Here is a 12,609-nt window from a genome sequence, read left to right as displayed (position 1 = left end):
CAAGTCCATGAAGGACCAGGCGATCCCGGCTGTGGCGGGCAACTGAACATCGCATGACTGACATCGCAACCCGCGCGACCCGCGTGGTGGCAGCATCAGGGAGCCGTCGCCGTCCCAACGGCGGCGGCCCCCGGGTGGGCACCATCGTCGCGTTCCTCGTCCCGTTCTTCCTGCCGTTCGTGCTGTTCTACCTCGTACCGATCTGTTACGCGATCTGGCAGAGCTTCCTCGTCGTCCGCCGCACCGGCGGCCAGTACGGAACGTCGTACACGACCTTCGGCGGCTTCGAGCAGTACGTCCAGGTCTTCCAGAACACCGAATTCTGGGCGAGCATCGGCCGCATCGCGCTGTTCGGCATCGTTCAGGTGCCCGTGATGCTGTTCGTCGCGCTCATCATGGCGCTGCTGCTCGACACCCCGCTGCTCAAACTGAAGTCGTTCTTCCGCATCTCGGCGTTCATGCCGTACGCGGTGCCAGGCGTCATCGCGGCGATCATGTGGTCGTTCCTCTACTCGCCGCAGCTCAGCCCCGTCGTCGACATGCTTAAGGCGATCGGCCTCCAGCCCGACTTCCTCGGCCCAGGCGCCGTGCTCTGGTCTGCGGCGAACGTCTCCACCTGGCTGTGGACCGGATACAACATGCTGATCATGTTCTCCGCCCTGCAGTCCATCCCGCAGGAGCTCTACGAGGCCGCGAAGCTCGACGGCGCATCCAACTGGGCCATCGCCTGGCAGATCAAGGTGCCGATCATCGCGCCGTCGATCATCCTGACCACCGTGTTCTCGATCATCGGAACGCTCCAGTTGTATGCCGAGCCCGCCGTGCTGCGGCAGATCTCCTCGAACATCTCCAGCACCTTCACCCCGAACATGCTCGCCTACGCGGTCGCCTCAGGGAACAACTATCAGCAGGCCGCGGCGATCTCCGTCGTCATCGCCCTCATCACCTTCGTGTTGAGCTTCGGCTTCATGCGACTGACCTCGAAGAAGGCGGGACTGTGAGCACACCGACCTCGATCCGCGAAAGCCGCGTCAGCCGCACGGCGGCGATGGCGCTGATGTTCCTCCTCGCCATCTACTTCCTGCTGCCGATCTACTTCCTGATCGTGGCGGCGACCAAACCCCAGGGCGACCTCGCCTCCACGTTCGGCCTGTGGTTCTCCCACTTCGATCTCTTCGCGAACCTCGGAACCCTGTTCGGGCGCAGCAACGGCATCTTCGGACAGTGGGCGATCAACAGCGTCATCTACGCGGTGCTCGGCGCCGCGGTCGGCACGCTGATCTCGGCACTCTGCGGGTATGCGCTCGCCAAGTTCCGGTTCCGTGGCCGCGAGTTCCTGTTCTCGGTGATCCTCGGCGGCGTGCTCGTGCCGACGACCGCGCTGGCGCTCCCGCTGTTCCTGTTGTTCTCCGCCACGGGGATCGTGAACACCTACCTCGCGGTCTTCCTGCCAAGCATCGTCAGCCCGTTCGGCGTCTACCTGGCCAGGATCTTCACGGCCGCCGCCGTGCCGGAGGAGATCATCGAGTCCGCGCGTCTCGACGGCGCCGGCGAGTTCCGCACCTTCTTCTCCGTGGCGTTCAAGCTGATGACGCCGTCGCTGGTGACCATCTTCCTGTTCCAGTTCGTCGGGATCTGGAACAACTTCTTCCTGCCCATGGTCATGCTGCAGAAGGAGTCGCTCTTCCCGATCACCCTCGGCCTCTACGAGTGGAACGGGCAGACCGCCCGCGTCTCGCTCCTCCAGGAGTCCGTCATCACCGGATCGCTCGTGTCGATCGTCCCCGTGATCATCGTGTTCATCCTGCTCCAGCGGTTCTGGCGCACCGGTCTCGCCTCCGGCTCGCTCAAGTAGCGCAGAACCTCCCGCTCGTCCCCCGTCTCCTCCCGCACCAGAAGGTCCCCCATCGCTATGCAGAACTCCGCCGTCTTCGTTCCCCATTTCCACTGGGACCGGGAATGGTACGAGCCGTTCCAGGTGTTCAGGCACCGGCTCGTCGCCGCACTCGACACGGTGCTGGAGACAGCAGAGGCGGATGCGGGCTTCCGCTTCACGGTCGACGGCCAGATGGCGGCCATCGAGGACTACCTGGAGATGCGCCCGGAGAACCGCGGGCGCGTCACCGCCCTCGTCGCGAACGGTCAGCTCGCGATCGGGCCCTGGCTGATCCTGCTCGACGAGTTCCTCTGCTCGGGTGAGACCATCGTGCGCAACCTGCAGATGGGGTGGGCGGCCGCGAGCGACCTCGGCGGCTCGATGCCCATCGGCTATCTCCCCGACATGTTCGGCCATGTGGCCCAGATGCCGCAGATCCTCGCACGGGCGGGCATCGAGCACGCCGCCCTGTGGCGCGGCGTCCCCGGTTCCGTCGACGGGCACGCCTTCCGCTGGCGGGCGCCGGACGGGTCGGAGGTGCGCACCGAGTTCCTCTTCGACGGCTACGACAACGGGCTCGACGTGCTGCTCGTCCCCGACCAGATCGGACGGGCGCTCGGCGACTACGCCGAGATGACCGTCGAGCGCTGGGGCAACGACCCCGTCCTCGCGATGGCGGGCACGGACCACAACGCGCCGGACCCGCAGCTCGCCGCCTGGCTGCGCCGTGCATCCAGCGCGGAGCGGGCGATCACCGTCGCGACGCTGGACGAGTACATCCGCAGCCACGTGCGCGACGAGGTCTCGGCCGTCGTCGACGGCGAACTGCGCAGCCACGTGCGCGGCAACATCCTGCCCGGCGTGCTCTCGGTGCGGCTCGCGCTCAAGCAGCGGATGGCCGTGGCCGAGCGCACGATCGACCACGCGGAGCGCATCAACGCGCTGTGGTCGGAGCGCGACGACACCCCGTTCCTGTCGCTCGCCTGGCACAAGATCATCGAGTCGACCGCGCACGACTCCGTCGTCGGCTCCGGCACCGACGAGACGTCCGACCAGGTCGAGGCCAGACTCTCCGAGGCGACGCACGCGGCACGCGCCGTCCGGGATGCGGCGATCGCCCAGCCCGCCGCGGCCGTCCCGAGCGACGGCTACCTCGTCGCGAACACTCTGCCGACCCCGCGCACGATCCTGGTGGAGGTCGACGTGATCGCCCCGGCGGACGGGGCGGTGCTCACGGCGACCGCGGCCGACGGGTCCACGCATCCCGTGCAGGTGACGTCGGAGGCGCCGACGGTGCTCAGCGACGAGCTGATGGATGCGAGCCGGCTCGAGCGCGTGCTCCGCCGCATCCACCGCCGTGAGCTGTTCGGCAGGCTGATCGACCACTACGACCTCAGCGCAGGCTCGCTCGTCTTCCACCTCGCCGAGGTGCCGACCACCGCAGAGTTCGATCTGCTGGTGCTCCGCAAGGAGGTCGCTGCGGCGGCAGCAGCACACCAGGGCGAGTGGCGCGTGCTGACTCTGGAGGAGGCGCGGGCCACCGCGCTCGTGCCGGTGAGCGTGCCTGCGTCCGGGCTGGCCTCCTTCCGCATCGTCCAGGGAGAAGCCGAGAACGCTCCCGTCCCCGAAACACCCGCGACCGCCACAGGCGCGACACTCTCGAACGGCATCGTCTCGGCGACCGTCGCCATCGACGGCACCCTGGAGGTCGTCGGAACCGACGGAACGGTGCTGCGCGGTGTCGGTCGCCTGGTCGACGGCGGCGACCGCGGAGACAGCTACAACTACGCCCCGCCCGCTCACGACTTCCTGGTCGACTCCCCGACGGAGATCTCCGTCGAACGGCTCGAAGACGGCCCTCTGCGCTCCAGGATGCTCGTGAGCAGGGTGTACCACTGGCCCACCGCGCTCTCCTCCGACCGCGACCGACGCGACGATTCCACGGAGCCGACCACGGTCGAGACCCTGGTCGAGGTGCGCGCAGGCGAGCCGTTCGTGCGCGTCTCCACGTCGTTCCTGAACCGGTCGGCCGACCACCGGCTGCGCTTCCACGTCCCGCTGCCGGAGCCCGTGGAATCGTCGTCGTCCGCCGGGCAGTTCTCCGTCACCGAGCGTGGTCTCACGGCGGAGGGCGGCTGGGGCGAGTTCCCGCTCCCCACCTTCCCGGCGAGCGAGTTCGTGTCGGCCGGCGCAGCCACGGTGCTCCTCGACCACACCTCGGAGTACGAGGTGGTCGGCGACGGCGCGGAGCTCGCGATCACGCTGCTGCGCGCCGTCGGCTCGATCAGCGTCAACATCCATCCGCTCCGCGACGAACCGGCGGCCACCGAGATCGCGGCGCCCGGAGCGCAGGACCTGGGCGTTCGCATCCAGAACCGATTCGCCATCGCGCCGTCGGCGTCCGGCTGGAGCGGAGTGGATGCTGTCGCTCTCGCCGACGAGTTCCGCAACGACGCTCTGGTGACGCGCGGCACCGCCCCAGCAGGGTCGGCGCTTCCCGTGGCCGCGACCGGCATCTCGGTCGACGGCGCAGGCGTGCAGGTGTCGAGCATCCGCCGGGTGGATGCCGGCACGGAGCTTCGTCTCGTCGCCATGACGGACGCGGGCTCGACGGTCATGGTGTCCGGGCCGTTCACCGACGTCGCCACGGTCGACCTGCTCGGCCGCGTCCTCTCCTCCGAAGCGGTCTCCGGTGCGGTCGAGCTCACGCTCGGGCCGTGGGAGCTGCGCACCATCGTCGTCCGCTGACCAGCGAGAGCAGCCGCACCGTGAACACTCCCCTGCACCCCTCCGACCCGCATCTGTCCGACACCGCGCCAGGCCGGGGTGCGCGCAGCGCGCCGCGGTCCTGGCTGCACACCGATGCCCCCGCGCTCTGCCTCGACGGCGACTGGGCGTTCCGGCTCTCCCCCACCGCCGCCGTCTCCGAGGACATCGCAGCGACCGACTTCGACGACTCCGGCTGGGACAGCTTGCCGGTGCCGTCGCACTGGGTGCTGCACGGCGACGGCGCATACGGCAGACCGATCTACACCAACGTGCAGTACCCGTTCCCGATCGACCCGCCGCACGTCCCCGACGAGAACCCCACCGGCGACCACCGCCGCCGCTTCACCCTGCCAGACACGTTCGCCGACGCCGGACGGGTGCTGCTGCGGTTCGACGGGGTCGAGTCGATGTACAAGGTGTGGGTCAACGGGGCAGAGGTCGGCGTCGGCACCGGGTCGCGGCTGGCGCAGGAGTTCGACGTCACCGACCTCGTGCATCCCGGCGAGAACCTGATCGTGGTGCGGGTGCACCAGTGGTCAGCCGCGTCGTATCTGGAGGACCAGGACCAGTGGTGGCTGCCCGGCATCTTCCGCAGCGTCACCCTCCTCGCCCGCCCCACCGGCGGCATCGACGACGTCTGGCTGCGCACAGGGTGGCACGGCGGCCTCGGCACCATCCGCCCCGAGCTGACCGCTGACCCGTCGGCGTATCCGGTGACCCTGCGCATCCCCGAGCTGGGCGTGGAGACCGTCTGGGCGACTCCCGACGATCTGGTGGAGTCGGTGGTGGATGCGGCAGAGCCCTGGTCAGCCGAATTGCCGCGGCTCTACGACGCGACCGTGTCGAACGCCGCAGAGACGATCAGCCTCCGCCTCGGTTTCCGCACGGTGGAGATCGTCGGCGACCGGTTCCTCGTGAACGGCCGCCGCGTCGTCTTCCACGGCATGAACCGGCACGAAACGCACCCGGTGCGCGGCCGCGTCTTCGACGAGGAGCACGCCCGCGCCGACCTGGCCAGGATGAAGCGGTTCAACGTCAACGCCATCCGCACCAGCCACTACCCGCCCCATCCCCGCCTCCTCGACCTCGCCGACGAACTGGGCTTCTGGGTCATCGACGAGTGCGACCTCGAGACCCACGGCTTCGACAAGCTCGGCTGGGAGGGCAACCCGAGCGACGACCCGCGCTGGCGCGCGGCGTACCTCGACCGCATCCAGCGCACCGTCGAGCGCGACAAGAACCACCCCAGCATCGTGATCTGGTCGCTCGGCAACGAAGCGGGCACCGGCAGCAACCTCGCCGCGATGGCGGCCTGGGTGCACGACCGCGACCCCGGCCGACCTGTGCACTACGAGGGCGACCATGCCGGGGAGTACACCGACGTGTACTCCCGGATGTACTCCTCGATCGCCGAGACCACCGCGATCGGCACCGACGGATCGCAGGCGCCGCTCCTGAACTGCACGCCGGGCGAGGGTGCGCGCCAGCGGACGAAGCCGTTCCTGCTCTGCGAGTACGCGCACGCGATGGGGAACGGCCCTGGCGCCCTCGACCAGTACGAAGCGCTCACCCGTGACTTCCCCCGCCTGCACGGCGGGTTCGTCTGGGAATGGCGAGACCACGGCATCCTCACCACCACCGACGACGGCACCCCCTTCTACGCCTACGGCGGCGACTTCGGCGAGGTCATCCACGACGGCAACTTCGTCATGGACGGCATGATCCTCAGCGACGACACCCCCATGCCCAGCCTGCACGAGTTCGCCGCCGTGGTGCAGCCGATCCGGTTCACTGTCGACGGCGACGCCCTCGCCATCGAGAACGCACGGCACTCGGCCGACACGTCCGACTTGCGCTTCCTCTGGCGGGCGGAGCAGGACGGCCAGGTCGTCGCATCCGGTGTCCTCTCCGTGGATCCGCTCGCCGCGGGCGACAGGGCCGTGCTGCCGCTGCCCACCGCGCAGGTGGTCAGGAACGCGGAGACCTGGCTGACGGTGGAGGCGGTGCTCTCCTCCCCGACGAGTTGGGCGAAGGAGGGACACGTCGTCGCTTCGGTGCAGGTGGACAGGTCGCGCCCGCATCCACCCGTGGAGCCGATGCGCCGGGTGTCGGAGTGGCGGCCGAGCACGGGGACGCTGAGCCTCGGCCAAGCGGACTTCGAGCGCGGCGCCCTGGTGCGCCTGGCTGGACGCGACCTCTCCGGGCCCGCACTCGAACTGTTCCGCGCTCCGACCGACAACGACGAGGGCGGTTCCGACGACGTCGACGGCAGCGACGCGAGCATCCCCGGCGTCTCGAACGCCGAGTTGTGGCGCCGCCAGGGGCTCGACCGCCTGACCACGCGCATCCAGTCGGTGGAGGCGGCGGACGGTGCGCTTCGCACCATCGCACGCGTCGCGCCGGCGGACTCCGCGCGCTGGGTGACGCTGGAAACGGTCTGGACGCTCACCGACGACGGCCTCGACCTTCGCATCGAGATCGAGCCGTCCCGGGGATGGGACACGGTGTGGCCGCGAATCGGCGTGTCCTTCGAGCTGCCGGATGCGGCGACCCCCGTCGACGGCGCCGACTGGTTCGGCCTCGGCCCGCTGGAGTCGTACCCGGACAGCATGGCCGCCGCCCGCGTCGGCCGCTTCTCCGCGACGGTGGACGAGCTGAACGTCCCATACGCCCGCCCGCAGGAGACCGGGCACCGCTCCGCGTTCCGGCAGCTGACCCTGACAGGAGCAGGAGACCCGATCCTGAACCTGACGGCGATCCCGGATGCGGCAGGGCGCCTCCCCGGCTTCACCCTGGGCAGGCACACGCCCCAGCAGCTCGCCGCTGCGCGCCACCCGCACGAGCTGCCGGCGACGACGAGCGTGCGGCTTATCGTGGACGCTGCGCAGCACGGTCTGGGCTCGCGTGCGTGCGGGCCGGATGTGTGGCCTGCGTACTCGCTGCGTCCGGAGGCGCGCACGATCAGGCTGCGGCTGCGGGATGCGCGCGGGCTCGGAGCATCCGCCTAGGCTGATCCCCATGCCGCACCGCGAATCCGGACGCCTCAGCCTCCTCGGCTCCGATCTGTACTACGAGATCGACGGCGACGCCGACGGCGCCCCCGTGCTCTTCCTGCACGGCGGCTTCTGCTCGCTCGAGTCTTTGCGCGCCCCGTCGGACGCGCTGGTCCCCGACCATCGGGTGCACGCGTTCGAACGCCCAGGCCACGGCCGCTCCGCCGACATCGACGAGGAGTACAGCTACGAGCGCGGCGTCGCAGAGGTGGTCGCCTACCTCGACGCGCAGGGCCTTCCGGCAGTGGAGGTGGTCGGCTACAGCGACGGAGCGATCATCGGGCTCATGCTCGCCATCGCGCATCCGGAGCGCGTGCGCTCGCTCGTGGCCATCAGCGCCAACCTGGATCCGTCCGGCTTCGCCACCGCGCCCGAGAGCGATGGCATCCCCGTGCTGTCGGCGCTCGCCCCTGCTGCCCGGCCGGACGCGGAGTCCGCCGCAGAGCCCGACGCGGAACGCGAGCACTACGAGCGCCTGTCGCCGGACGGCCCAGAGCACGCGGATGCGGTGCTGGCCAAGCTCTTCCGGCTCTGGACCAGCGAGCCGCACCTGCGCCCGGCCGACCTGGCGGGCATCACTGCCCGCGTGCTCGTCATGGCGGGCGACCGCGACTCCATCCGGCCCGACCACAGCGTGCTGATCGCGTCGTCGATCCCCGGCGCACAGCTCTGCATCGTGCCAGGCGCGAGCCACGGCCTGATCGCCGAGAAGCCCGCGTTCGTCAGCTCGGTCGTCCGCGACTTCCTCGGCTGAAGCAACCGGACCTAAGGCGGCACGAACCGAGGCGCGCTCAGACCCGGGATCGCCGCAGCAGCCAGACGAAGTACGGCGCACCGACCAGCGCGATCATGAGCCCGGCGGGAAGCTGCGATGGCGCGATCAGCGTGCGCCCCAGCGTGTCAGCGACGCACACCAGCAGCCCGCCGATCACCATCGAGACCGGGATGCTCCTTCCGTGCCTCGCCCCGACCAGCGAGCGCGCGAGGTGCGGCGCGATCAGGCCGACGAAGCCGACGACGCCGACCGCGACGACGCTGACGGCGGCGAGCACGGCGGCGATCGCGAGCACGAAGAGCCGGGTGCGTTCCAGCCTCACCCCCAGGATGCGCGGGGTGTCGTCGTCCACGGCCAGCAGGTCGAGCCTGTGCCGGAACGCGAAGAGCACGGGGACCGCCAGCACGAGCACGATGGCGACGGGCAGAACGTCGGGTAGCGTGCGGCCGTACGTCGTCCCGGAGAGCCAGGTGAGGATGCGCGGCGTCTCCCAGGGGTCGGAGCGCAGCAGCAGGAAGGTGGTGATCGCGCTCAGCCCGTAACCGCAGCCGATGCCGACCAGCACGAACCGGTCGGGCAGGAGCCCGCCGCGCCAGGCCAGGCCGGCGACCAGCGCGAACGTACCGAGCCCCAGCGCGACGGCCAGCGCGATCAGCAGCGGGCGCCCGCCGGAGATGCCGGACGTCACCACGATGACCGCGCCCAGCCCCGCGCCCGCTGTGATGCCCAGGATGCCCGGTTCGGCCAGCGGGTTGCGGACGGTTCCCTGCACCACGCATCCGGCAAGCGCCAGCGCCGCTCCCGCGAGCACGGCGGAGAGCACCCGCGGCAGGCGCTCGTCGAACGCCCGGCCGATGAGGTCGGGCGCGACCCCCTGCATCCACTGGACAACGTCACCGGTGCGCAGCCACAGGCTCCCGGCGAGCAGGCCGACGACGGCCGCCACGACAACCAGCACAGCGCCGATGGTCAGCACGAGAACGAACCGGCGGCGGGTGCGCAGCGCGACGTGAGCGTGCTGCGGCTGGCGCACCGAGCCGGAGTCGCGGAGCCGCAGCGCGAGCACGACGATCAGCACGGCGCCCAGCACCGCGGTCGGCACACCGGTGGGGATGGCCGCGGCGCCCTCCGCGCCCAGCAGCGCGCGCAGCCCGGCGTCGGCGAGGAGGATGAGCAGCGCGCCGACCAGCCCGGAGACCGGCAGCAGGATGGCGTGACGGTTCACGGCGTGCACGCGACCGGCGATCAGTCGAGCGAGCACCGGCGCCCCGAGACCGACGAACGCGATGGGACCGGCGAGGGTCACGGACACGCTCGTCAGCAGGACGGCGAACAGGACGGCGCCGATCCTCGTCGAGCGGACAGGGACGCCGAGGGAGGCGGCGGTGTCGTCTCCGAGCCGGAGCGCATCCAGCCTGCGGGAGAGCAGCAGCGCGGCGGCCAGCACCACCACGATCAGCGGCGCAGCGCGCACCGAGGCGTCCAGGTTCAGCTGGGCGAGCGAGCCGCTGCCCCAGGCGAACAGGCCGGTGGTGTTCTCCTTGAAAAGGATGAGCAGCATGGCGGTCGCCGCATCCAGAGCCATCGCGATCGCGGAACCGGCCAGGATGAGCCGCGTGGTCGACGTTCCGGATGCGCGCCCGGCGAGCCCGAGGACCACCGCGGCGGCGACCAGCCCTCCGACGAACGCGACCCCGCCGGACGCCCACAGCGGAACCGCGAGCCCGAACGCCGCCACGAGCGACAGCGCGAAGTACGAACCGGCCGTGACGGCGAGCGTGTCCGGCGAGGCGAGCACGTTGCGGGTGACGGACTGCAGCAGCGCACCGGCCACGCCGAGCGCGAAGCCGACGGCCACTCCGGCGAACAGCCTGGGCAGCCGCGATCCGGTCAGCACGTCGCCGACCGCGACGCCGCCGACCGTCTCGCGGGCGCCAGTGGCGTAGCGCAGCAGATCCCAGACGCCGATGCCGGACGTCCCCTGCGTCAGGTGCCACATCCCCACGAGCACGACGACGAGCAGCAGGACGACGAGCATGATCGCTCCGGATGCGCCGCGGAGGCCGCGGCCGGGGAGGGGTCGCTCCCCGGCCGCATCCGGTGCGGCCTCGCGCCGGGGCGCCTCGGCCTGTGCCGCCTCGCTCACCCCGCGATGGCGTCGACGTACGCGTCGATGGCCTGCTCGTTCGAGAGCGGTCCGCCAGCGCCCCAGACGCCGGACGGGAACGCGTGCGCCCTGCCCTCCTTCACGGCGGGGAGCGAGGTCCAGATCGCGCTCTTGTCGAGCTCCTTCACGTAGCTGTCCGCCGTGTCGTCGTTCGAGTAGAACAGGTTGGCGTCGCCGACGGCGGTCAGCCCCTCGATGTCGGTCTGGGCCAGTCCGTACGCCGGGTCGACACCGCCGTTGCCGTACGTCTTGTCGATCTCGTCCGTCCACGCGGCGGTCATCCCCAGCTGCTCGCCGAGGGCCGTGAAGAGCGCGCCCTTCCCGTACGGCCGGATGGCGACGTTCCCTCCCTCGATCCACCCGTCGAAGAACAGGAACTTCGTGGTCGCCAGGTCGGCGCCGGCGACCTTCTTCTTGGCGTCGGCCAGGTGCTCGTCGAACTGCGTCAGCACCGCGTCCGCGCGCTCGGTGCGGCCGGTCGCCTCCGCGATCATCGAGAACACGCTCTTCATGTTCCCGATCGGGTCGGCCGCGTTCGCGCCGAGCGTGGCGAGCACGGGCACGTCGCGCTTCTCCAGCTGCGCGATCAGGTCGTCGTCCGCGCTGAACGCCTCCACGATGATGAGGTCCGGCTTCGCCGCGTACAGCGTGTCGAGGTCCGGCACTCCCCGCTCGCCGATGTCGGTCACGCCCTTCGGCAGCTTCTCGGCGCTGACGTACGTGCTGTATCCCGCGCTGTCCGAGACGGCGACGGGAGCAACGCACAGCGTGAGCGCATCCTCGATCTGCTGCCATTCGAGCACGGCGACGCGGGACGCCGGCTTGGCGAGGGTGACCTTCCTGCCCACGCCGTCGGTCAGCGAGACCGGCCCGGTCGCCGTCTTCGTCGTATCGGCGGCGCAGCTCTCCGAGCTCGCAGCGGGCGCCGTGCCCTCCGCCTCCTGGATGCTCGTGGTGCCGCAGGCGGTGAGCGTGAGCGCTGCGACGGCGAGCGTCGCGGTGACGGTCGCGATGCGATGGGCGCGGATCATAGGTGGTCCTCTCTGGTGGTGGATGCGGGGGCTGTCGTGGACACGGCGCCGCCCGTGAGTGCGGCGCCGACGGTGGACGCGGTCAGCCGCCTCCCCGAGTGCCGCCCGAGCGGGTCGATCCGGAGGCGACCGGTGCGCTCGTCGACGTGCACGTCCACCGGCAGGTCGTACACCTCGCCGATGTTCTCCGCGGTCAGCACCGAGACGGGGTCGCCCGCCGAGTGGATGCGGCCGGCGGCCAGGAGCAGCACGGTGTCGGCGATACGGGCGGCGTGATCGAGGTCGTGCAGCACGATGCCGACGGTGACGCCGTGGTCGTCTGCGAGGTCGCGCACCAGGTCGAGGATCTCGGTCTGGTAGCGCAGGTCGAGGTGGTTCGTCGGTTCGTCCAGGAGCACGACTCCGGTGTCCTGGGCGAGGCAGGCGGCGAGCCAGACGCGCTGCATCTCGCCGCCGGAGAGCTCCCCCGCCGCCCTGGTGGACATCGCCTGCACGCCCGTGAGCTCCATCGCGTGCGCGATCGCGCGGCGGTCTTCATCCGAGTGACCGGAGAAGCGGCGACGGTACGGGTGCCGTCCGAAGGCGACGACCTCGCGCACGGACATCCCCTGCGGCGCCGGCCTGGACTGGCTGAACAGCGTGACCTCCTGCGCGAACTCGCGCGAGCTGAGCAGGGAGACGGCGCGCTGACGCTCCGGTTCGCCCAGGGTCACGCGCCCATCGCCGATCGGGTGCAGCCTGGCCAGGGAGCGCAGCAGGGTCGACTTCCCGCTGCCGTTCGGGCCCACCAGCCCGGTGACGCGGCCCGGCTCGAGCGACAGCGTCACGCCGTGGACGACGGTCGTCGCACCGAACCGCAGGGTGAGGTCCTCCCCGCGGAGGGCGGTCGCGGCGCGGGGGAAGGAGGACGTGGGCATAGAAGGGGTTTCGAGTTAGGT

The 12,609-nt window shown here is 70.6% G+C and carries 8 protein-coding genes; 5 read left to right on the top strand and 3 right to left on the bottom strand.

Annotated features, from left to right (window positions below):
- Positions 1 to 53: 53 nt before the first annotated feature.
- From ACIRCZ_RS15685 to ACIRCZ_RS15665, 5 genes are read left to right on the top strand one after another with little or no spacing between them, the layout of a single operon-like run.
- Complete coding sequence (locus ACIRCZ_RS15685) at positions 54 to 1,001, top strand: carbohydrate ABC transporter permease (protein WP_055894501.1); 948 nt, start codon at positions 54 to 56, stop codon at positions 999 to 1,001.
- A complete protein-coding gene (locus ACIRCZ_RS15680; protein WP_402854664.1) occupies positions 998 to 1,855 on the top strand; it encodes a carbohydrate ABC transporter permease in 858 nt (285 codons plus the stop codon). Before ACIRCZ_RS15685 ends, ACIRCZ_RS15680 begins: the two co-directional genes overlap by 4 nt.
- A 57-nt stretch (positions 1,856 to 1,912) precedes the next feature.
- A complete protein-coding gene (locus ACIRCZ_RS15675; protein ID WP_402854662.1) occupies positions 1,913 to 4,624 on the top strand; it encodes a hypothetical protein in 2,712 nt (903 codons plus the stop codon).
- A 20-nt stretch (positions 4,625 to 4,644) separates the two neighbouring features.
- Entirely contained in the window at positions 4,645 to 7,653 is a 3,009-nt protein-coding gene (locus ACIRCZ_RS15670) for a glycoside hydrolase family 2 TIM barrel-domain containing protein (protein ID WP_402854660.1), read from the top strand.
- A 10-nt stretch (positions 7,654 to 7,663) separates the two neighbouring features.
- Positions 7,664 to 8,452 carry an alpha/beta fold hydrolase gene (locus ACIRCZ_RS15665; protein ID WP_402854658.1) on the top strand — a complete coding sequence of 263 codons (789 nt, stop codon included), beginning with the start codon at positions 7,664 to 7,666 and terminating at the stop codon, positions 8,450 to 8,452.
- 37 nt (positions 8,453 to 8,489) lie between these two features.
- On the opposite strand, the gene ACIRCZ_RS15660 is transcribed toward ACIRCZ_RS15665, so the two are convergent.
- From ACIRCZ_RS15660 to ACIRCZ_RS15650, 3 genes are read right to left on the bottom strand one after another with little or no spacing between them, the layout of a single operon-like run.
- On the bottom strand, positions 8,490 to 10,619 hold the full coding sequence (locus ACIRCZ_RS15660; RefSeq protein WP_402854656.1) for an iron ABC transporter permease: 2,130 nt from the start codon (positions 10,617 to 10,619) through the stop codon (positions 8,490 to 8,492).
- Complete coding sequence (locus ACIRCZ_RS15655; protein WP_402854654.1) at positions 10,616 to 11,671, bottom strand: iron-siderophore ABC transporter substrate-binding protein; 1,056 nt, start codon at positions 11,669 to 11,671, stop codon at positions 10,616 to 10,618. Before ACIRCZ_RS15655 ends, ACIRCZ_RS15660 begins: the two co-directional genes overlap by 4 nt.
- Entirely contained in the window at positions 11,668 to 12,588 is a 921-nt protein-coding gene (locus ACIRCZ_RS15650; RefSeq protein ID WP_402854652.1) for an ABC transporter ATP-binding protein, read from the bottom strand. Before ACIRCZ_RS15650 ends, ACIRCZ_RS15655 begins: the two co-directional genes overlap by 4 nt.
- Positions 12,589 to 12,609 lie beyond the last annotated feature (21 nt).

The organism is Leifsonia sp. NPDC102414 (genome assembly GCF_044765685.1).
In the GTDB taxonomy this organism is placed as follows: Bacteria; Actinomycetota; Actinomycetes; order Actinomycetales; family Microbacteriaceae; genus Leifsonia.
This window is presented reverse-complemented; position numbering and strand designations above follow the sequence as displayed.

Excerpts from the sequence above, each read along its gene's own strand:
- ACIRCZ_RS15685 (WP_055894501.1), top strand. The coding sequence starts at position 54 with ATGACTGACATCGCAACCCGCGCGACCCGCGTGGTGGCAGCATCAGGG.
- ACIRCZ_RS15675 (WP_402854662.1), top strand. The coding sequence starts at position 1,913 with ATGCAGAACTCCGCCGTCTTCGTTCCCCATTTCCACTGGGACCGGGAA.
- ACIRCZ_RS15650 (WP_402854652.1), bottom strand. The coding sequence starts at position 12,588 with ATGCCCACGTCCTCCTTCCCCCGCGCCGCGACCGCCCTCCGCGGGGAG.
- ACIRCZ_RS15655 (WP_402854654.1), bottom strand. The coding sequence starts at position 11,671 with ATGATCCGCGCCCATCGCATCGCGACCGTCACCGCGACGCTCGCCGTC.
- ACIRCZ_RS15665 (WP_402854658.1), top strand. The coding sequence starts at position 7,664 with ATGCCGCACCGCGAATCCGGACGCCTCAGCCTCCTCGGCTCCGATCTG.